The following is a 20,686-nucleotide window of genomic DNA, read 5'->3' as shown; positions in this document are numbered from 1 at the left end:
ACAGGTCAGTACGTGGGCAGCGTGCGCGGACCGAGCTCCCCGCGTACCGGCGGCGGGGCCAGGCGCAGGCTCGCCCCGAGCACCGAAAGCCCCTCCTTGGCGACCACCACCGGCTCCAGGGTCACCGCGACCACCTCCGGATGATCGTCGACAAGACGGGACAGACGCAGCAGCAGCTCTTCGAGGGCGGCGGTGTCCACGGGCGCGGAACCGCGCCAGCCGAAGAGGAGCGGTGCGGTGCGGATCGCGCGGATCGCGGACTGGGCCTCCCGGTCGGTGACCGGAATGAGCCGGTGCGCGGTGTCGCCGAGCAGTTCCGAGGGCGCGCCGGAGAGCCCGAAGCTGAGGACCGCTCCGGCGGCGGCGTCGATCACGGCGCGCACCACGGTGTCGACACCGCGGGGCCGCATCGGCTGCACCACGGGACGCAGTTCCGCCGCGCTGCCGAGGTTGCCGGTCAGCTCGGCGTAGGCCTGCCGCAGCTGGTGTTCGTCGGCGAGGTCGAGACGTACACCGCCGAGGTCGGAGCGGTGCCGCAGATGCGGTGCGGTGGTCTTGAGCGCGACCGGATAGCCGAGGGCGCGCGCCGCCGCGACGGCCGCATCGGCGCTGGGCGCCTCAGGGGCGGGCAGCACGGGAATGCCGTAGGCGGCGAGCAGCGCCTCGGTGTCCACAGGCTCCAGGGTGATGCCGCGCGGGTCCGCGCCGCTGCGGGCGAGCAGGTGCTCGATGAGGGCGGCGGCCCGGTTCTCGTCGATGTCCTCGTACTCGGGCACCCGCCCCGGCCCGGCCGCCTGGTCCCGCCGCCACTGGGCGTAGCGGACGGATTCGGCGAGTGCGCGTACGGCTCGTTCGGCGGCGGGATAGGCCGGGATACGGGCGGCTCGGGTGCCGGGCGGGGGTGGGGTTGCCGGGGCCGCGGCGCCGGGGGTGGGCGGGCTCTGCGGCGGGGGTGGCGTCACGGTCGGTTCCCCTGTCGGCGCCTCGGTCGGCGGCCTGGACGGTGCGGCGGGGCCGGACTGGGTGGCGGGCGCGGGCTGGGCAGCGGGCCCGGACTGGGCGGACGAGGCGGACACTGGCTTGGGCGCGGTGCTGGTCGCCGCGGACAGAGCCCGGGCCAGACCGCCGAGTTCGAGGTGGACTACGAGTACGGGCTTGTCCGGGAACTCTGCGGCCGCGGCGCGCAGGACCTGGGCCAGTGCCTCGTCGCCCGCGCCGTCCTCGCCGACCGCGGGGATCGCGGTGACCACCACGGAGTCGCACAGCTCGTCCGCGAGCGCCCCGCGCAGGGCGCGGTGGAAGTCGGCGGGTGTGGCCTCGGTGGTGAGGTCGAGGGGCCGCAGCGGGCGCAGACCCTCGGAGAGACAGGCGTCGTAGCTGAGCAGTCCGAGCGACTCGGAGTTGCCGAGGATGGCCACGCGCGGACCGCCCGGCAGCGGCTGGCCCGCCAACAGCAGTCCCACGTCGACCAGTTCGGTGATGGTGTCGACGCGGATCACCCCGGCCTGCCGCAGCAGCGCCGAGACGGTCGCGTAGGGCAGGCGGCTGGCGCGCACCTCGTGGCCGAGCGGGGCGACCCCGCTGTGCCGTGCGCCCTGCACCACGACCAGCGGCTTGGCGGCGGCGGTGCGGCGGGCGAGGCGGGTGAACTTCCGCGGGTTGCCGAGGGATTCGAGGTACATCAGCGCGACGTCGGTGTCCGGGTCCTCGTACCAGTACTGCACAAGGTCGTTGCCCGAGACATCGGCCCTGTTGCCCGCCGAGACGAAAGTCGAGACACCGGTCAGACCGGTCACGCCGCCACCACGCCGATGCAGGCTGGAGAGCAGGGCGATGCCGATGGCGCCGGACTGCGCGAACATGCCGATCCGGCCGGGCCGCGGCAGTTCGGGAGCCAGCGAGGCGTTCAGCATGACCTCGGGCGCGGTGTTGATGACCCCGAAGGTGTTCGGCCCGATCAGCCGCATCCCGTACGAGCGTGCCTGGCGCAGGAGTTCACGCTGGCGTTCGCGTCCGGCGGGGCCGCTCTCGGCGTACCCGGCGGAGAGTACGACCAGGCCCTGCACACCGTGTTCCCCGCATTCGGCGACGACCTCGGGGACCTGTGGGGCGGGTACGGAGATCACCGCCAGGTCGACCGGTTCGCCGATCTCGCTCAGGCTCCGGTGGGCGGGGACCCCGTCGAGCTCGTGCTGCTGCGGGTCGAGAGCGCGGTTCACGGCGTGCACGCGGCCCTTGTAGCCGACGGCGAGCAGGTTGCCGAGCACGGTGCGGCCGACGCCGCCCGGCCTGCGGCCCACCCCGATGACCGCCACCGAGCCGGGGCGCAGCAGCCGTTGCACGGAGCGGGCCTCGGCGCGCTGTTCGCGGCCCCACTGCACGGCGAGCGAGGCCTCGGTGGGCTCCAGGTCGAAGGCCAGCCGTACGACGCCGTCCTCGAAGCTGCGCTCCTGCTGGTAACCGGCGTCCGTGAACACCTTGATCATCTTGGAGTTGGCGGGCAGCACCTCGGCGACGAAACGGCGGATGCCGCGTTCGCGTGCGACGGCCGCGATGTGTTCGAGCAGCGCCGAGGCGACTCCGCGGCCCTGGTGCGCGTCCTGGACCAGGAAGGCGACCTCGGCCTCGTCGGCGGGCGCGGAGGCGGGGCGGCCGGTCGAGTCGATCCGGTCGTAGCGCACGGTCGCGATGAACTCGCCGCCCACGGTGGCCGCGAGCCCCACCCGGTCCACGTAGTCGTGGTGCGTGAAGCGGTGCACGTCCCGTGCCGAGAGCCGCGGGTAGGGCGCGAAGAAGCGGTAGTACTTCGACTCGTCCGAGACCTGCTCGTAGAAGCTGACCAGGCGGTCGGCGTCCTCGGTGGTGATGGGTCTGATGCGCGCGGTTCCCCCGTCGCGCAGCACCACGTCAGCTTCCCAGTGGTCGGGGTAGATGTGCCGGTCCGACGGCGTCTGCATGGCCCCAGCGTAAGGGTCATCCGCCTGCGGCGACCCGTGCGCGCGGGTGCGGGTGCGGGCGGGGGGCGCGGTCCGCCGCCGCACCGCCCACCCGTCCTCCTGTGGCGGACGCGGCGGGTGCGCCACACTGGGTTGGGAGTCGAGCGGAGCTGAACGTACTCACGGAGGGCGGCACGGATGGCTGAGCGTCGCGTCAGGATCGGCTGGCCGCAGGGGCTGCACGCCCGTCCCGCGTCCGTCTTCGTACGGGCGGCCGCCGCGTCGGGGGTACCGGTGCGGGTGGCCAAGGGCGAGGGTGCCCCGGTGAACGCCGCGTCGATGCTGGCGGTGCTCGGGCTCGGGGCGATGGGCGGCGAGGAGATCGTGCTCAGCTCGGACGTCGAGGGGTCCGAGCAGGCTCTGGACCGGCTGGCGCAGCTGGTCGCGGAGGGCCTCGACGAACTGCCCGAGACGGTCTGACGGCCCGCCCGGTCACCGGCCGGATTTCCGGGTACGGATTCCCGCAGCACTTTCCGCGACTTTCGGGCACGCCGGGCCACCTGTTCGCGAGAATTAGGCGCGAACAGGTCGAGGGAAAAGCAGCATGCGTACGCACTTTGGCCGGTTCTCCACCACCGCCAAGGCCACGTATTCCCTTCGGTAAATCACTGTGGACAGCACAAGAAAAGCTGCAGGGAAATTGGCTATTCTTTGTATACGGTAGCGATGTTAATCAGGAGAGCTCGCCGTGTTTACGGCATGTTGCGAACTCCTCACGCGGGAGCGGTCCGGCGCGAACTTCAGCCGGTGGAAAGGCGCGGTCCGCTCACCGTGCAGGGCGGTCAGCGATCGGGCGCGCTCGGCGTCCCCGCGGGCCACGGCGTCGACGATGGCGCCGCGCTCGGCCCAGGAGTCGGCGGGCCGCCGCGGCGCCTCGATCGTGTACATCCAGGAGATCTTGTGCCGGAGCTGGGTCAGCAGTGCGATGAGCCCGGGGCTGTCGGAGGCCTGCGCGAGCGTCTCGTGGAACCAGCCGCCCAGTGAGCGCAGATCCTCGCTGTGCCCTCGTACGGACCGCTCCTGCCCCAGCCTGACCAGGCCCCGCAGCACCTTGAGATGGGATTCCGTGCGGCGCTGGGCGGCGCGGGCTGCGGCGAGCGGTTCCAGGGCGGTACGGATGTCGAGCAGGTCGGCGGCCTCCTGCTCGGTCGGCTCGGCGACACAGGCCCCGGCGTGCCTGCGGGTGAGCACGAAGCCCTCGGCCTCCAGGGTGCGCAGGGCCTCGCGCACCGGCACCCGGGAGACCCCGTAACGCCGGGCGAGGACTTCTTCCGTGAGGCGCCCGCCCCGCTCGTGGACCCCCGAGACGATGTCGTCCCGGATCGCCGTGCACACCGAATGCGCGGGAATGCGCATGACCGGACCTCCGCATTGATCCGCGCGAAACACTCTGCTTTGTCGCGCGCGCCGCTCACCGGCACGCGTTAGACGACTCTATTGCAGTGTGACTTGATTTCCGACGGCGAAGGGGAATCCGGGGATATTTTTTGGACAACACAAAAGCCCTCGGCGGGCAGGCCGAGGGCTTTCGTGGCATTTCGCACCGAGGTGCGCTCCCGGCCGGGAGCGGCGCCTCAGAGATTCACGCCGTGGGAGCGCAGATAGGCGACGGGGTCGATGTCCGAGCCGTAGTCCTCACCGGTGCGCGCCTCGAAGTGCAGGTGCGGCCCGGTGGTGTTGCCGGTCGCACCGGCGAGTCCGATCTGCTGACCGGGCGTCACCGACTGCCCCACCGCGACCCCGATCGAGGACAGGTGGCCGTACTGCGTGTACGTCCCGTCGTGCATCCGGATCACCACCTCGTTGCCGTAGGCGCCGCCCCAGCCCGTGCTGACGACGGTGCCGCGGCCGACGGCCCGGACCGAGGTGCCGGAGGCGGCGTGGAAGTCGACGCCGGTGTGGCTGCCGGAGGACCACATGCCACCACCGGCGCCGTACGAGGTGGAGACGTACGAGCCCTCGACGGGCAGGACGAAGGCGTTGAGGCGGCGGCGCTCCGCGGCACGTGCCGCGCGCTCCTTGGCAGCCCGCTCGGCGCGTGCCTTGCGCTTGGCCTCCTCGGCGCGGCGCTCGGCCAGTTCGGCGGCCTTCTTCTTGGCGGCCTCGGCAGCGGCGGCGGCCTCCTGGGCCTCGGCCTGAGCCTCGATCCGCTCGGCGAGAGAGGTGCCGACCCGGTCGATGGCTATCGCCCCGGCCAGTCCACTCTGCTCGACGGACTCCTCGGCGGCCCCGGCGGGTGCCGCGAGACCGCCGAGCACCCCGGCGGTGGTGAGTGCGGCGACACCGGCCGCGGTGGCGGACGTCCTGGTGAGGCGGCTCGGTCTGCGGTGTCTCCCGCGGGCACGGGTGATCGCCATGGGTGTGGCTGGTCCCTTCCTTCCCTCTCGCCTACCGGGTTAGCTGACGGGTTCGGAGCAGGAAGTCTCCTACGGACGCCCGCGAGGGCGGCCGATTCACCCCAGGAACTGAACTCCCGGACCGCGAAGGGCCCTTGGAGGCGGGTCCCCGGCTCCCCCGGCTCGCGCCTTCGGGGGACTCGGCGATGACTGTCCGGTGCCGCGGATGCGGCGCGCACATGACGAACAGCCGGAAGGACGCTAAGCGGGAGAGGTGGTGCGACCAAACCGATTCGGTCTTTTGTCGCCCATCACACAGGACATAGCGGTGCGTTCACCAGAAACCAGACAGCGAACGGCCCCGGTGGCGGTGCCGACACCGGGGCCGTTCGCTGCCGGCCCACGGACCGGCGACCGGTCCTACTGGCCGGTGACCACCGTCACTTCACCGATGCCGAGCGCACGCACCGGCTCCTCGATCTCGGCCGCGTCGCCCACCAGGACAGTGACGAGCCGGTCGACCGGGAAGGCGTTGACCACGGCCGCGGTCGACTCCACGGTGCCCGTCGCGGCGAGCTGCTGGTAGAGCTGCCCCTGGAAGTCGTCGGGCAGTTCCTGCTCCACCTGGTCGGCGAGCGTCCCGGCGACGGCGCCCGCCGTCTCGTACTTCAGCGGGGCGACACCGACCAGGTTCTGTACGGCCACATCGCGCTCCGCGTCGGTGAGACCGTCCGCCGCGAGGGTGCGCAGCACCTTCCAGAGGTCCTCCAGGGCGGGGCCGGTGGAGGCGGTGTCCACGGAACCGGAGATGGCGAGCATCGCCGCACCCGAGCCGTCCTGCGCGGAGCGCAGCACCTGGCTGAAGGCACGCACGCCGTAGGTGTAGCCCTTCTCCTCCCGCAGCACCCGGTCCAGCCGGGAGGTCAGGGTGCCGCCCAGGCAGTAGGTGCCGAGCACCTGGGCGGGCCAGACCCGGTCGTGGCGGTCCGCGCCGACCCGGCCGATCAAAAGCTGGGTCTGCACCGCGCCGGGACGGTCCACGATGACGACCCGGCCGGTGTCGTCGGCGGTGACCGGCGAGGGGCTGCCGGTCACCGCGGCACCGCCGGTCCAGGCGCCGATCGTGTCGCCGAGCAGCGCGTCGAGGTCGATGCCCGCGATGTCGCCCACGACCACGACGGTGGCCGCCGCGGGACGCACGTACTTCTCGTAGAAGGCGCGCACGGCGGCCGAGTCGATCGCCGCCACCGTCTCCTCGGTGCCCTGCCGGGGCCGGGACATCCGGGACTCGGCGGGGAAGAGCTGCTTCGACAGCTCCTTGGCCGCGCGGCGGGCCGGGTTGGCCGACTCGTGCGGGATCTCGTCGAGCCGGTTGCGTACGAGACGCTCGATCTCGCTGTCGGCGAACGCGGGGGCGCGCAGCGCGTCGGCGAGCAGCCCGAGCGCCTTGGCGAGCCGGGAGGCGGGGACTTCGAGCGACAGCCGCACACCGGGGTGGTCGGCGTGCGCGTCGAGCGTGGCGCCGCAGCGCTCCAGCTCGGCCGCGAACTCCTCCGCGGAGTGCTTGTCGGTGCCCTCCGAGAAGGCGCGGGCCATGATGGTGGCGACTCCGTCGAGCCCGGCGGGTTCGGCCTCCAGCGGGCTGTCGAGGAGCACCTCCACGGCCACGACCTGCTGGCCCGGGCGGTGGCAGCGCAGCACGGTGGCGCCGTTGTCGAGCCGCCCGCGCTCCGGGGCGGGGAAGGCCCACGGCTTGGCGTCGCCTGCGGTGGGCTGCGGGTGGAACTTCATCATGGCGTTCACTTCGCCGTCTCCTCGTCCTCGGTACCGGCGGCGTCCTGGTCGGCCTCGGCGTCCTCGGCCGCGACGGGCTCGTACACGAGGACGGCCCGGTTGTCCGTACGCAGCCGTGCCTTGGCCACCTCCCGCACTTCCTCCGCGGTGATGTCGAGCACCCGCTGCACGGCGGTCAGGGCGAGCTGCGGGTCACCGAACAGGACGGCGTAGCGGCACAGTTCGTCCGCGCGGCCCGCCACGGTGCCGAGCCGGTCCAGCCACTCGCGCTCCAACTGCGCCTGCGCGCGCTCCATTTCCTCCGCGGTGGGGCCCTCCGCGGCGAACCGGGCGAGCTCCTCGTCCACGGCCGCCTCGATGTCGGGCACCTCCACATCGGCGGAGGTCTTCACGTCCAGCCAGCCCAGCGAGGGCGCACCGGCCAGCCTGAGCAGACCGAAACCGGCGGCGACGGCCGTACGGTCGCGGCGCACAAGGCGGTTGTACAGGCGCGAGGACTCGCCTCCGCCGAGCACCGTGAGGGCCAGGTCGGCGGCGTCGCAGGCGCGGCTGCCGTCCTCCGGCAGCCGGTAGGCGGCCATCAGCGCGCGCGCCGGGACCTCCTCCTCGACGACCTCGCGCAGTTGCTCGCCGATGGTCTCCGGCAGCTCACCGCTGCGCGGCGCGGGCTTGCCGTCGTGCCCCGGGATCGAACCGAAGTACTTCTCGATCCAGGCCAGCGTCTGCTCGGGGTCGATGTCACCGACGACCGAAAGCACCGCGTTGTTCGGCGCGTAGTAGGTCCGGAAGAAGGACTGCGCGTCCTCCAGCGTCGCCGCGTCCAGGTCCGACATCGAACCGATCGGCGTGTGGTGGTACGGGTGCCCGTCCGGGTAGGCGAGCGCGGTCAGACGCTCGAAGGCCGTGCCGTAGGGGACGTTGTCGTACCGCTGGCGGCGCTCGTTCTTCACCACGTCGCGCTGGTTGTCCAACGACTGCAGGTCGAGCGCGTCCAGGAGCGAACCCATCCGGTCCGCCTCCAGCCACAGGGCGAGTTCGAGCTGGTGGGTGGGCATCGTCTCGAAGTAGTTGGTGCGCTCGAAGCTGGTGGTGCCGTTCAGCGAGCCGCCCGCGCCCTGCACGAGTTCGAAGTGCCCGTTGCCCTGCACCTGTCCGGAGCCCTGGAACATCAGGTGCTCGAAAAGGTGCGCGAGGCCGGTCCGGCCCGGGACCTCGTGGCGGGAGCCGACGTCGTACCAGAGGCAGACCGCGGCTACCGGAGTCAGATGATCCTCCGAGAGCACCACCCTCAGGCCGTTGGCCAGGCGGTGCTCGGTCGCTGTCAGGCCGCCTGAGGCCGCCTGCGCTGTGGCCGTGTGACCCATGGGCATGTACGTCCCTTCGATCGAGTGCCGCTGCACCCGAAGTTGTCGTGGTTGTCGTAGCGGTGAGCGGTAAGGGGCTGTGTCCGTCGTGTCCGTGTCCCGTGCGGTGTCCGTCCTCCGGCCCGTGTGCCGGTGCGGCGAGCGCCGTGCGGATAATGCGCTGCCACTGTATGCAAGCGTGCTGACACCTGCCGAAGTTCCCGCGGACGGCACGCTGTGGGTGAACATGGGGCGTCCAGGATCCGGTCCGCGCCCCGGCTCGCGAAGACCCCTTGAGCGCCCCCTCGCGCACGCTTGCGACGGGTCGCGGTCGGCGTTGTCGGTACGCAGGTCCACAATGGTCGGCGTCAGATCCCGTTCATGTTGGTGAAGGAGCCGCAGCAGCGATGGCCCGCCGCAGCACGAAGACCCCGCAGCCCGGGGAGGAGTTCGAGGAGCGCATCCTCGACATCGACGTCGTCGACGAGATGCAGGGCTCCTTCCTCGAGTACGCGTACTCGGTCATCTACTCGAGGGCCCTGCCTGACGCCCGCGACGGAATGAAACCGGTCCACCGCCGGATCGTGTACCAGATGAACGAGATGGGCCTGCGCCCCGATCGCGGCTATGTGAAGTGCGCCCGCGTGGTCGGCGAGGTCATGGGTAAGCTCCACCCGCACGGCGACGCGTCCATCTACGACGCCCTGGTCCGCATGGCCCAGCCGTTCTCCATGCGGCTCCCGCTCGTCGACGGACACGGCAACTTCGGCTCGCTCGGCAACGACGACCCTCCCGCCGCGATGCGGTACACGGAGTGCCGCATGGCCGACGCCACGAGCCTGATGACGGAGTCCATCGACGAGAACACCGTCGATTTCGGGCCCAACTACGACGGCCAGGAGCAGGAACCCGCCGTTCTCCCGGCCGCCTACCCGAACCTTCTGGTCAACGGCTCCTCCGGGATCGCCGTCGGTATGGCGACCAACATGGCGCCGCACAACCTGCGCGAAGTCATCGCCGCGGCACGCCATCTGATCCGTTATCCGAACGCCGACCTCGACGCCCTGATGCGCCACGTACCCGGTCCGGACCTGCCCACCGGCGGCCGCATCGTGGGACTCTCCGGCATCCGCGACGCGTACGAGAGCGGCCGCGGCACCTTCAAGATCCGCGCCACGGTGGCGGTGGAGAGCGTCAGCGCACGCCGCAAGGGGCTCGTCGTCACCGAACTGCCCTTCACGGTGGGGCCGGAGAAGGTGATCTCGAAGATCAAGGACCTGGTCGGCTCGAAGAAGCTCACCGGCATCGCCGATGTGAAGGACCTCACCGACCGCGCGCACGGGCTCCGTCTGGTCATCGAGATCAAGAACGGCTTCGTACCGGAGGCCGTCCTCGAACAGCTCTACAAGCTGACGCCGATGGAGGAGTCCTTCGGCATCAACAACGTGGCCCTGGTGGACGGTCAGCCGCTCACCCTCGGCCTCAAGGAACTGCTCGAGGTCTATCTGGACCACCGCTTCAACGTCGTACGCCGACGCAGCGAGTTCCGCCGCGGCAAGCGCCGCGACCGGCTGCACCTGGTCGAGGGCCTGCTCGTGGCCCTGCTCGACATCGACGAGGTCATCCGCCTCATCCGCTCCAGCGACAACTCCGCCCAGGCCAAGGAACGCCTGATGGGCCACTTCTCGCTGAGCGAGGTGCAGACCCAGTACATCCTGGACACCCCGCTGCGCAGGCTCACCAAGTTCGACCGCATCGAGCTGGAGTCGGAGCGCGACAGGCTGACGGCGGAGATCGAGGAACTGACCCGCATCCTCGAATCCGACACCGAGCTGCGCAAGCTCGTCTCGGGCGAACTCGCCGCCGTGGCCAAGAAGTTCGGCAACGACCGGCGCACCCTGCTGCTCGAATCCTCCGGCGTGCCCGTACCGGTGACCGACCTTCAGGTCGCCGACGACCCGTGCCGGGTGCTGCTCTCCTCCACCGGCCTGATCGGGCGTACCGCGACCGCCGAGCCGTTCCCCGAGGGCGGCAAGCGTGTCAAGCACGACGTGATCGTCTCCGCGGTGCCCGCGACCATTCGGGGCGAGGTGGGCGCGGTCACCTCGGCCGGGCGTCTGCTGCGCCTCAACGTCGTGGACATCCCGCAGTTGCCGGAAGCGGCCACCGCCCCGAACCTCTCCGGCGGCGCCCCGATCGCGGAGTTCGTGTCCCTGGAGGACGACGAGACGCTGGTCTGCCTGACCACGCTCGACGAGTCCTCACCCGGCCTCGCGCTCGGCACCCAGCAGGGCGTGGTCAAGCGCGTGGTGCCCGACTACCCGTCCAACAAGGACGAGTTGGAGGTCATCACCCTCAAGGAGGGCGACCGGATCGTCGGAGCGGTCGAACTGCGCACCGGCGAGGAAGACCTCGTCTTCATCACCGACGACGCCCAACTCCTGCGCTACCAGGCCTCCCAGGTGCGTCCTCAGGGCCGGGCAGCGGGCGGCATGGCGGGCGTCAAACTGTCCGAGGGCGCCAAGGTGCTCTCGTTCACGGCCGTGGACCCGGCGGTGGACGCGGTGGTGTTCACCGTCGCCGGATCCCGCGGCACCCTCGACGACTCGGTACAGACCACGGCCAAGCTGACCCCGTTCGACCAGTATCCGCGCAAGGGCCGGGCCACCGGCGGCGTCCGCTGCCAGCGCTTCCTCAAGGGCGAGGACTGCCTCTCGATCGCCTGGGCCGGACCCGCCCCCGCTCGCGCCACACAGAAGAGCGGCGCGGCCGCCGAACTCCCCGAACCGGACCCGCGCCGCGACGGCTCGGGCGTCTCGCTGGCGAAGACCGTGGCGGCTGTGGCGGGGCCGGTTTAGGTGGGGTTGGGGATGCGGATGTAGGTGGGGTTGGCGGTGTAGGTGGGCGGGCTGCCCTTGCCAGTGGGTTGGAGTGCTGGTGGGGGCCGCCCGACCGACCGCGTCGACGGAGCAGGACGCCGCGGCTGTCAGAGGGCGGGGGCTCGGGCGGCTGTGGCGTCCGGCTCTGCTGTTGCGGGTTGCTCGTCCGAGGCCCGCTCGTGCGGAGGCTGCTCGTGCGGCGTCTGCTCTTCCGGCGTCTGCTCTTCCGGCGTCTGCACATAGCGGAGTACGCCCCACATGCTGTGTTCCTCGGGACTGTCCTGCGGCCCGTTCTGGCGGCAGGCATCCAGCTCCCGTTCCAGAGCTGTGGCGTCGAAGTCCGAGCCAATGAACACGAGTTGCGTCGAACGGGAGGCGCCGACCGCCCACCGGTGCGGGGTGAACCGCAGGAACCGCCCCACGGCATGCACCTCGTACGCGTTCGCGCTGTCCCCGGCTCCGAAGTCCACCTGCCCCTTGATCCGGTACAGGCCCTCCGGTCGGCTGTCCAAGAGATCCAGCAGGCGCCGGGGGTGCAGGGGGGTCTCGCTGGTGAAGGCGAGGCTCTTGTACGTGGTGTGCAGGTGGGGGTGGGGACGGGGGTGAGGATGTGCGCAGACGTCGGAGTCGCAATCGCGGCCGTTGGGATCGTGGTCACCGGCCTGGTCCTGGAACCGTAGGTCGTCGAAGGAGAGTTGGCCGAAGCGTTCGGTGACCGGCTTACGGTCGAAGAGCAGCTCCGGGTCGATCCGGCCGTAGACCGCCTCGACGATCGCCGCCCGGTCGGTCAGATCCGCAACCAGGCGACGCACACGAGTCGTCTCCTCCGCGCCCACCCGGTCCGACTTGTTGACGACCACGAGGTCGGCCACGGCCAGATGCCTGTCGATCTCCGGGTGCCGCTCCCGAGTGGCGTCGAACTCGGCCGCGTCCACGACCTCCACCAGTCCCCCGTACACAATGCGCCGGTTCTCACTCGCCAGCAGCATCCGTACCAGTTCCTGCGGCTCGGCCAGACCGCTTGCCTCGATCACAATGATGTCGATCCGCGCCGACGGCTGGGTGAGTTGGTCCAGGAACCCGTCCAGTTCACTCACGTCCACGGCACAGCACAGGCAGCCGTTCCCCAGCGACACCGTCGAGTCCCCCAGGCTCCCCGCGACCGCCATGGCATCGATCTCGATCGACCCGAAGTCGTTCACGATGGCGCCGATACGGCTCCCTCCGCTGCTGTGCAGAAGATGATTGAGCAGCGTGGTCTTGCCGGATCCCAGAAAGCCCGCAAGGACGACGACCGGGATCTGCTCCTCGCTCAAGACGACACCTTTCGAACGGGCGCAGGGCACGCCGTGACCATGGACGGGATGACTGCGTCAGCATACGAGCGCGGTCGGACAGTGCTGATGCGTACCGATCCACGCCGGGCCACGCCGATCCATGCCGGTCCACGTCTATCGACGCTGATCAACACGACTCAATAGTTGCCCATATCTACAAGTAGGTGTACGCACCCACTTGCACCAACCCAGGCGATCCATATCGATCCACATGAGTCCATGCCAATACACATTGACGCGCCTCATGCAGACATGACACGACGCGTCCATGTTGATCCACCCTGATCCGCAAACTGCACGAGGTTGCTGGTTGACCTGGATCGATCAAGCCTGGCTCGCATCGCATCGCCTGGAGCAATCCACAGCGATCCACGCCAGTGCATAGTGATCCATATTGATCAAGCTCAGGCGGTGACGCCCGCCCCCGGTACCGCCAACTACGCCAGGCGACACGGGGACATGGGGACATGGGGACATGGCAACAACCGGAGCAAACTGACAGAGCAGCTGAAGCGGACAGATCCCCGCACAAGGCTGCCTCGACCCATCCCGTTCCGGAAGGAATTTCCCGCCCATGCCCGATCCCCGCCTGACCTTCACCGGCACGGTGCTGGATGCGCCCAACGCCCCTGAACTCGCCCAGTTCTACGTACGGTTGCTCGGTTGGGCAGTCGTCACGGACGAGCCGGACTGGGTGAAGCTCGCGGCCCCCGACGGCGGGGCCGCGCTCGCCTTCCAGTCGGAGCCGACGTTCGTACGGCCGCGGTGGCCCTCGGCTCCGGACGATCAACAGATGCAGATGCACCTCGACTTCGAGGTCGACGACCTGACTGCCGGCAGCGCACACGCGGCGGCTTGCGGCGCCGAACTCGCCCCCTACCAGCCCCAGGACGACACCCTGGTGTTCCTCGACCCTGCGGGCCATCCGTTCTGCCTCTGGGTTCGCACATAGGTCGGCAGACCGCACCGACACCGCTGCTACCGGCCGTCCCTCGACCGCCCTCCGAGGTCCGAACACCCCGTACCCGTATCCCGGAAGACGTGAAGGCCCGAAGCCCCGCCAGAAAGCAACAAGCACCGGGGGCACGCCGCCCAGTGGAGCCATCGGCGCCAACCGGACCGAGGCCGGACCGCCAACTCAGCGGTCCGGCCCTTCCCTACCGCGTTCAGTGCCGCCCCCGCCCCCGGCTTCCGCTCCGCCGGCGAACTTCCACTCGACCACGGCGCCCGTCGCCGACCCGCAACCTGTATCCGGCTTCCGACTTCCGGCAAACCGGCACTCAGTCCCGGATCGGCTCAGGTACAGGCACGGGCGGCACCGGCCCCACATAACGGGCCGCAGGGCGGATGATCTTCGAGTCCTCGGCCTGTTCGAGGATGTTGGCGCTCCAGCCGATCACACGTGCCGAAGCGAAGGTCGGGGTGAACATCTCCCGTGGCAGCCCGCAGAGTTCCATCACCACACCCGCGTAGAACTCGACGTTGGTGTGCAGGGCACGACCTGGCTTGAGCTCGGCGAGGATCGCCTCCACCTGACGTTCCACCTCGACGGCGAACTCGACGCGAGGGCCCCCGAACTGCTCGGCGATCCCACGCAACATGCGCGACCGCGGATCCTCGGTCCGGTACACCGGGTGCCCGAAGCCCATGATCCGCTCCCCGGCAAGCACGCGTTCCCGAATCCACGAGCCGATGCGCTCGGGGCTGCCGATGGCGTCGAGTGTGTCCAAGGCCCTGCTGGGTGCGCCGCCGTGCAACGGGCCCGACAAGGCGCCAACGGCTCCGGCGAGACAGGCAGCGACATCGGCGCCCGTGGATGTGATGACTCGCGCGGTAAATGTTGACGCGTTGAATCCATGGTCGATCGTGGAGATCAAGTACTGCTCAACCGCCCGCGCATACGCGGGTTCCGGTTCGACCCCCGTCAACATGTACAGGTAGTTGGCGGCATAGGGCAGGTCCTCGCGCGGCGCCACCGGCTCCAGCCTGCGGCCGAGACGGTGCAGTGCGGTGAGCAGAGTCGGGGTCACCGCACAGGCGGCCAGGGTCTCGGCACGGCGCCGCGCGCCGTCGGTGTCGTACACGGGCAGGAAGCCCTCCGCCGCACCGAAGAGCGAGAGCGCGGTCCGCAGCCCGGCGAGGGGGCCCGAGCGGGCACTGGCCTCGGCGAGCGCAGGCAGCACGCCGTTGACCGCATCGGGGATGCTCCGCAGCGCAGCAGTCTGCCGCCGGAACTCGGCACTCTGCCCCGCATCGGGAAGCGCCCCGTGGACCATGAGGTACCAGACATCCTCGAAGCTCCGCTTCTGCGCGAGTTCCACGGCCGAGTACTGCCGATAGTGGTAAAAGCCCTCACCGCCGCGAACGTCCCCGATCGCAGTCCGGGTGACCACCACACCGGCCAGCCCGCGTGGCGCTTCGATTACCCCGTCGCCGCTCGCCGCGAGGCCCCCGCCTCCACCGCTGGACCGCAGCCCCGCACCCGTCAGCCCCGCACCCGTCGAGCCGCTCGGATTCACCTCCTCCACCGTGCCGCCCTCGCCGCCCTTGCCGTTGGGCGTCTCCCCCGTCGGGTTGAGTGCGGGCGAGTGCGACGTGCCATTCGCCGCCTGGTCAACCATGTCGGCCGCGGCACCGGTCGGGGAGGTACGACCGGCGTCGCCCCGATGAAGAGGCCGAGGGGGCGCCGCTGTGGTGTGCGGCTGCCGAGGCCGGTCCGATGCGTCTGCTGTCGATGCGTCTGCTCGCGAGTTGATCGGCATGTTCATCGCCTGCCTGCTCCCGTCGTTCGGCGAGGAACCTTGATCAGGTGCCCCAACCAGTCATTTCTTGATCCTGACTGTCAATGATTGACTTGACTGTTGTCAATATTGATCGAGTCAATACACATTCCTTCTCCAGTGCAGAGATGACAGAGAGTTGCCGATACGGTGACGCCATGACGGACCCCCAGCAGCCGACCTCACCGCACGCCGACACCGCCCCTCCGCGGATCACGACCCGAGAGGCGGCGGAACTCCTGGGCGTGAAATCCGAGACGGTGTACGCCTACGTCAGCCGCGGGCTGCTGAGCAGTCAGCGTGCATCCGGCCGCCGGGGCAGCACCTTCTCCCCCGACGAGGTCGAGGCGCTGGCCCGCCGCAACAGCCGTGAGCGCAGGCCGGAGCCGACCACCGGAGACTTCGCGGTACGCACCCGGCTCACGTTCATCGACGAGGACAGCTATTACTTCCGCGGAGTCGACGCGACCCGCCTGGCCACCCGCCACAGCTTCGAGGAGACGGCCGAGTGGCTGTGGACGGGCACCCTGAAACCGGGGGCCGAGTTCACACCGCCCGGCACCCACCTCAACGCCGCCCGCAAGGCCGTCGCCGCGCTGCGCAAGGACAGCGGACCGCTCGACAAGCTGCGCGTATCCGCGATCGCGGCCGCGACAGTGGACCCACTGCGCTTCGACCTGTCCCCCAAAGCCGTCCTCGGCACCGGACGCACCCTCATCCCCACCCTGGCCGGGGCGCTCCCCCCGGTCGCCGGCCCCGTCACCGCGGGCGGCCCCATCGCCGCCCTCCTCTGGGGACGCCTCACCCATCACGCACCGGACGAGTCCACCCTTCGTGTCCTGGACACCGCCCTCGCCCTGCTCGTCGACCACGACCTCGCAGCCTCCACACTCGCCGTCCGCGTCGCAGCGTCGGCCCGCGCCCATCCGTACGCGGCGATCTCCGCGGGACTGGGCGTACTGGAAGGCCCCCTGCACGGCGCGGCGAGCGCACTGGCTCACCGGCTGTTGCGCGAAGTGCTGGAGCAGGGGGAGGCAGGTCCGGCCGTCGCGGCCGAACTGCGGGCCGGACGGCCGGTGGCCGGACTCGGCCACCGCCTCTATCGCGGCGAAGACCCCCGCGCGCAGGCCCTGTTCACGCAGCTCGACAAGGTGCCCGCCGCAGCGCCCGCCCTTGCCGCGGCGAGGGACATCGTGGCGACGGCAGCACGTCACACGGGTCTGCACGCGAACGTCGACCTCGCCCTGGCCGTACTGACAGTGAGCTGCGGTATGGCGCCGGAAGCGGGAGAGACCATTTTCGCCATCGCGCGGACGGCGGGGTGGATCGCACATGCGATGGAGGAGTACGAGGAGCAGGCGCTCCGTATGCGTCCCAGTGGCCGTTACACGGGACCGCCTCCGCCACAGCCTCTGCCCACGGCCGAAACCGATCGAACATGACGCGCTTTGCCACGCGTGACGTGCGTTCAAGTGCGCCGCCGTTGCGGGGGTAGGGCAGGTTAGGCTCACCTCTGTGAGTACGTGCGCAACAGCCTCGCAGCACCTCGACGAGCCGCTCGCCGGAACCGCGGCCACGGCTACCACCTGGCTGCTCATCGAGCAGCCAGGTCCGTGGGGAGCACAGGCTCTCACCTGCAGCCATCTGGATCCGGAGGTGGGCCGTGCACTCGAATCGGCCGCTGCGGGCACCGGCGTGCGGGTCGCGCTGATACGGCGTCCGGGCCGCCATGCCGATGCGCACACCAACAGCGTGCGCCGTGTCTACGCGGCGCACACGCTCCCCGGTAACGCCTGGCTCCGTACGGCCACGCTTCAGGACCCGGCGGAGCTCCTGCGCCTCGACTTCACCGCTCTCGGCAAGGGCGACCGGACCGGCTTCGACACACTTCTCGGCGGCAGTCCGCACACCTCGCATCCCCTCGCACTCGTCTGCACCAACGGCAAGCGCGACCGCTGCTGCGCGCTGCTCGGCCGCCCGCTGGCCGCGGAACTGAGCGAGTCAGGGCAGGAGGGCATCTGGGAGGTCACCCACCTCGGCGGCCACCGCTTCTCCCCCACGCTGCTGGTGCTGCCCTACGGGTACGCGTACGGCAGGGCGGAGGCGCATGCCGTGAAGGACGTCCTGGCCGGTGTCCAGGAGGGACGGATCGTCACCGAGGGCTGCCGCGGTATGTCCGCCTGGGACCGGCCGGGCCAGGCCGCGGAACTCGCGGTGCGCACGTCCACCGGGGAACTGCGGGCCGACGTGCTGCGCGTCGAGCACACCGAGGGCGCCGCGCCCCGCTGGGAGATCACCGTGGCCCACACCGACGGTCGCCGATGGCTGGTTACCGTCGCCCAGGGCAGCTCGCTGCCACCGAGGCCGGAGAGCTGCGGTGCCGCGCTCGGTACCCCGGCGCGGATGGATGTCGTGGCGGTACGGGAGCTCGCGCACCAAGGGTGATTCGCGGCACCGCCGCCCTGATACGGCCGGGCTCGGCAGGGCCCCAGCCCCTGTGCCGGAAGGCCTGGACCGCCGCATGGCCGTGCGCGAGGCGGACGTCACACTCTTGCGTCCGCACCCGGCCTGCCCCGTACCGTTCGTACCCATGAGCCCGATATCAGCCACCCGACGACTACGCCTCGCGCTGCCCCGGCGGGCGTTCGCCCAGGTGCTGTTCATGCAGCTGGGGATAGCCGCGGGCGTGGCCGTGCTGGCTACGGGCCTGTTCCTCGCGCCACTCGGTGACCAGCTCGACGACCAAGCGATGCGGCGGGCACTCGCCGTCGCGCAGACCACCGCCACCCGCCCCGGTCTTCCCGCCGAGGTACGCGACACCCGCCCGGCGAGCGACGGTCCCGTACAGCGCGAGGCAGAGCGGATCCGGCAGGCGAGCGGCGCCGAGTACGTGGTGATCATGAACAACCGGGGCGTGCGCTGGTCGCACCCGGATCCGGCGGAGATCGGCCGTTTCGTGTCCACCGACCCTCGCGAGGTCCTGGCTGGGCACGAGGTCATGGAGATCGACGACGGCACGCTCGGCCGCTCGGCACGGGGCAAGGTCCCGCTGCGCGATACCGAAGGCCGGGTCGTCGGCGCGGTCTCGGTCGGCATTTCCTACGACAGCGTGCGGGCCCGGCTCATCCACGCGATTCCGGGCCTCCTCGCATACGCGGGCGGCGCGCTCGCCGTCGGCGCACTGGCCGCCTGGCTCATCTCACGGCGGGTCCACCGCCAGACCCGTGACCTCGCCTTCTCCGACATCGCTGGGCTGCTGGCAGAGCGCGAGGCGATGCTGCACGGCATCCGCGAGGGTGTGGTCGCGCTGGACGCCCAGGGCCGAGTGCGTCTGCTCAACGACGAGGCCCAACGGCTCCTCGGCATCGACAGCGACGCAGTGGGACGTCCTCTCGACGATCTGCTCGGCCCCGGCCGCACCACGGACGTACTGACAGGCCGGGTGACCGGCGCCGATCTGCTCACCGTGCGCGGGCCCCGCGTCCTGGTGGCCAACCGGATGCCCACCGAGGACGGCGGAGCGGTGGCGACGCTGCGGGACCGCACCGAGGTGGAGGAACTCGGCCGCGAGCTCGACTCCACCCGGGGACTCATCGACGCGCTGCGCGCCCAGGACCACGAACACGCCAACCGGATGCACACCCTGCTCGGCCTGCTCGAACTCGGTCTACACGACGAGGCTGCCGAGTTCGTCAGCGAAATCACCGGAGCCCATCGGGTCACCGCCGAACAACTGGCCGAGATGGTCCACGATCCACTGCTGTCGGCTCTGCTGGTGGGCAAGGCGACCGTGGCCGCCGAGCGCGGTGTCGACTTCTCGGTGACCGCCGACCCCGCGCTGCCCGACCGGCTGGTCGACGCCCGCGGCCTGGTGACGATCGTGGGCAACCTTGTCGACAACGCCTTCGACGCCGTGAGCGGAACTCCCTCTGCCCGGGTGGAGCTCGCCCTGCGAGCCGAGGGGCGCACCGTCGTCCTCCGGGTCGGCGACACCGGTCCCGGCGTGCCCGAGGGCGAGCGCGGCGCAGTCTTCGAGGAGGGCTGGTCCACCAAGACCCCGCCCGCGCACGGCAAGCGCGGCATCGGCCTGGCACTCGTGAAGAGGCTCGCCGATCGACAGGGCGGCAGTGCACGGGTGGACCGGTCCCCGAGCGGCGGCGCGGAGTTCACGATCGTCCTCCCGGAGGCACTCACCGAGGCCGACGTTCACGAGGAAGACGACCCTGGCTCCTGGGAAGGCACTCCCGACCGCCGCACCGAACCCGCGCCCGGCAGGGACCGCCGGACCGAGCCCACCGGGCGTTCCGCGGCCGGGCCCGAACGGCTCGACGTGACCTCCGGCGGCGACGAGGCGGGCACCGTGGCCGGGGCCGCGCCGGACCTTGCGGCTAGCGTGTCCGATCCGGACGGTACGACGCCCACGGTGACGGGAGAGGCACAGTGATCGAGGTCCTGGTCGTCGACGACGACACCCGGGTCGCCGACGTCAACGCCGCGTATGTGGCCCGTGTTCCGGGTTTCCACGTCGCCGGTACGGCACACAGCGCGACCGACGCCCTCGCCCAACTCGACAGCCTGCCTGTCGATCTCGTCCTTCTCGACCACTACCTGCCGGACGGCACCGGTCTCGATGTCGTCCGGACGCTGCGCGAACGCGGCAACCAGGCCGACGTGATCATGGTGACGGCGGCACGGGACGTGGCCACCGTACGAGCCGCGATGCGACACGGTGCGCTGCACTACCTCGTCAAGCCGTTCTCCTTCGCCGGTCTGCGGTCACGCTTGGAGGCGTACGCGAGGCTGGGCACCCTCGACGACGGCGGCGAGGCCGAACAGGCCGAGGTCGACCGGATCTTCGGAGCCCTGTCGACAACCGCCCCGCCCGAACTGCCCAAGGGCCACTCCCCCACCACCGCCGAACTGGTGCGACGCGCCTTGCGCGAGGCCGAGGGCCCGTTGTCCGCACAGGAGTTGGCGGATCGCACCGCGCTGAGCCGCCAGACCGCCCAGCGCTATCTCAAGCTTCTGGAACGCAGCGGCCGAGTCCGGCTGACGCTGCGCTACGGCGAGGCCGGCCGACCGGAACACCGGTACGCATGGGATTCCGGTCAGGCATCGCCCTGAACCGGCACAGCACGAGTCCCTTACGGGGCACGGTTGTTGACGGGCGACGGATCTGTAGTCCCGCCCACCGGTCTGTGGGCGTCGGCCGCGAGCCCCG

Annotated in this window: 14 protein-coding genes and 1 riboswitch; of the genes, 7 read left to right on the top strand and 7 right to left on the bottom strand. The window is 70.6% G+C overall.

From position 1 onward, the window contains the following. Positions 1 to 5 precede the first annotated feature (5 nt). Positions 6 to 2,957, bottom strand: coding sequence for a bifunctional GNAT family N-acetyltransferase/acetate--CoA ligase family protein (locus HUT18_RS27820; RefSeq protein ID WP_176103274.1), 2,952 nt, complete (start codon positions 2,955 to 2,957; stop codon positions 6 to 8). Between the two features lie 177 nt (positions 2,958 to 3,134). Between HUT18_RS27820 and HUT18_RS27815 the strand changes: the two genes are divergently transcribed. After that, positions 3,135 to 3,416: an HPr family phosphocarrier protein gene (locus tag HUT18_RS27815; protein ID WP_176103273.1), complete on the top strand. Its 282-nt coding sequence runs from the start codon at positions 3,135 to 3,137 to the stop codon at positions 3,414 to 3,416. Positions 3,417 to 3,665: 249 nt separating this feature from the next. Here HUT18_RS27815 and HUT18_RS27810 read toward each other — a convergent pair whose 3' ends face one another. The 4 genes from HUT18_RS27810 to HUT18_RS27795 all read right to left on the bottom strand — a co-directional run bounded on the left by HUT18_RS27810 (position 3,666) and on the right by HUT18_RS27795 (position 8,490). Further along, entirely contained in the window at positions 3,666 to 4,352 is a 687-nt protein-coding gene (locus HUT18_RS27810) for a GntR family transcriptional regulator (RefSeq protein WP_176103272.1), read from the bottom strand. A 218-nt stretch (positions 4,353 to 4,570) separates the two neighbouring features. Beyond that, positions 4,571 to 5,353, bottom strand: a complete 783-nt coding sequence (locus HUT18_RS27805; protein ID WP_176103271.1) for a M23 family metallopeptidase — start codon at positions 5,351 to 5,353, stop codon at positions 4,571 to 4,573. A 13-nt stretch (positions 5,354 to 5,366) separates the two neighbouring features. Continuing rightward, positions 5,367 to 5,548, bottom strand: a riboswitch (cyclic di-AMP (ydaO/yuaA leader). Positions 5,549 to 5,752: 204 nt separating this feature from the next. Beyond that, the gene (locus tag HUT18_RS27800) at positions 5,753 to 7,123 is read right to left on the bottom strand and encodes a pitrilysin family protein (protein ID WP_176104843.1); all 1,371 of its coding nucleotides are present in this window, start codon (positions 7,121 to 7,123) and stop codon (positions 5,753 to 5,755) included. Between the two features lie 8 nt (positions 7,124 to 7,131). Next, positions 7,132 to 8,490: a pitrilysin family protein gene (locus tag HUT18_RS27795; protein WP_176104842.1), complete on the bottom strand. Its 1,359-nt coding sequence runs from the start codon at positions 8,488 to 8,490 to the stop codon at positions 7,132 to 7,134. A 386-nt stretch (positions 8,491 to 8,876) separates the two neighbouring features. On the opposite strand from HUT18_RS27795, the gene HUT18_RS27790 reads away from it, so the two are divergent. Then, complete coding sequence (locus HUT18_RS27790) at positions 8,877 to 11,327, top strand: DNA topoisomerase (ATP-hydrolyzing) subunit A (RefSeq protein ID WP_176103270.1); 2,451 nt, start codon at positions 8,877 to 8,879, stop codon at positions 11,325 to 11,327. A gap of 128 nt (positions 11,328 to 11,455) precedes the next feature. Here the strand turns inward: HUT18_RS27790 and HUT18_RS27785 are convergent, their stop codons facing one another. Beyond that, entirely contained in the window at positions 11,456 to 12,664 is a 1,209-nt protein-coding gene (locus HUT18_RS27785) for a GTP-binding protein (protein ID WP_176103269.1), read from the bottom strand. 595 nt (positions 12,665 to 13,259) lie between these two features. Here HUT18_RS27785 and HUT18_RS27780 point away from each other — a divergent pair. Further along, positions 13,260 to 13,637, top strand: a complete 378-nt coding sequence (locus HUT18_RS27780) for a VOC family protein (protein WP_176103268.1) — start codon at positions 13,260 to 13,262, stop codon at positions 13,635 to 13,637. 328 nt (positions 13,638 to 13,965) lie between these two features. Here the strand turns inward: HUT18_RS27780 and HUT18_RS27775 are convergent, their stop codons facing one another. Beyond that, on the bottom strand, positions 13,966 to 15,159 hold the full coding sequence (locus HUT18_RS27775) for a citrate synthase/methylcitrate synthase (protein ID WP_176104841.1): 1,194 nt from the start codon (positions 15,157 to 15,159) through the stop codon (positions 13,966 to 13,968). A gap of 464 nt (positions 15,160 to 15,623) precedes the next feature. Here HUT18_RS27775 and HUT18_RS27770 point away from each other — a divergent pair, with 464 nt between their 5' ends. The 4 genes from HUT18_RS27770 (at position 15,624) to HUT18_RS27755 (ending at position 20,589) form a co-directional block, all read left to right on the top strand. Next, the gene (locus tag HUT18_RS27770; protein ID WP_176103267.1) at positions 15,624 to 16,907 is read left to right on the top strand and encodes a citrate synthase; all 1,284 of its coding nucleotides are present in this window, start codon (positions 15,624 to 15,626) and stop codon (positions 16,905 to 16,907) included. Positions 16,908 to 16,980: 73 nt separating this feature from the next. Further along, complete coding sequence (locus tag HUT18_RS27765; RefSeq protein WP_176103266.1) at positions 16,981 to 17,910, top strand: sucrase ferredoxin; 930 nt, start codon at positions 16,981 to 16,983, stop codon at positions 17,908 to 17,910. Positions 17,911 to 18,055: 145 nt separating this feature from the next. Further along, positions 18,056 to 19,909, top strand: a complete 1,854-nt coding sequence (locus HUT18_RS27760; RefSeq protein ID WP_176103265.1) for a sensor histidine kinase — start codon at positions 18,056 to 18,058, stop codon at positions 19,907 to 19,909. After that, on the top strand, positions 19,906 to 20,589 hold the full coding sequence (locus tag HUT18_RS27755) for a response regulator (protein ID WP_176103264.1): 684 nt from the start codon (positions 19,906 to 19,908) through the stop codon (positions 20,587 to 20,589). Before HUT18_RS27760 ends, HUT18_RS27755 begins: the two co-directional genes overlap by 4 nt. Positions 20,590 to 20,686: the final 97 nt, after the last annotated feature.

Source organism: Streptomyces sp. NA04227 (genome assembly GCF_013364195.1).
Taxonomy (GTDB): Bacteria; Actinomycetota; Actinomycetes; order Streptomycetales; family Streptomycetaceae; genus Streptomyces.
Note: the sequence above shows the minus strand (reverse complement) of the source record. Positions and strands in the feature narration are given on the sequence as shown.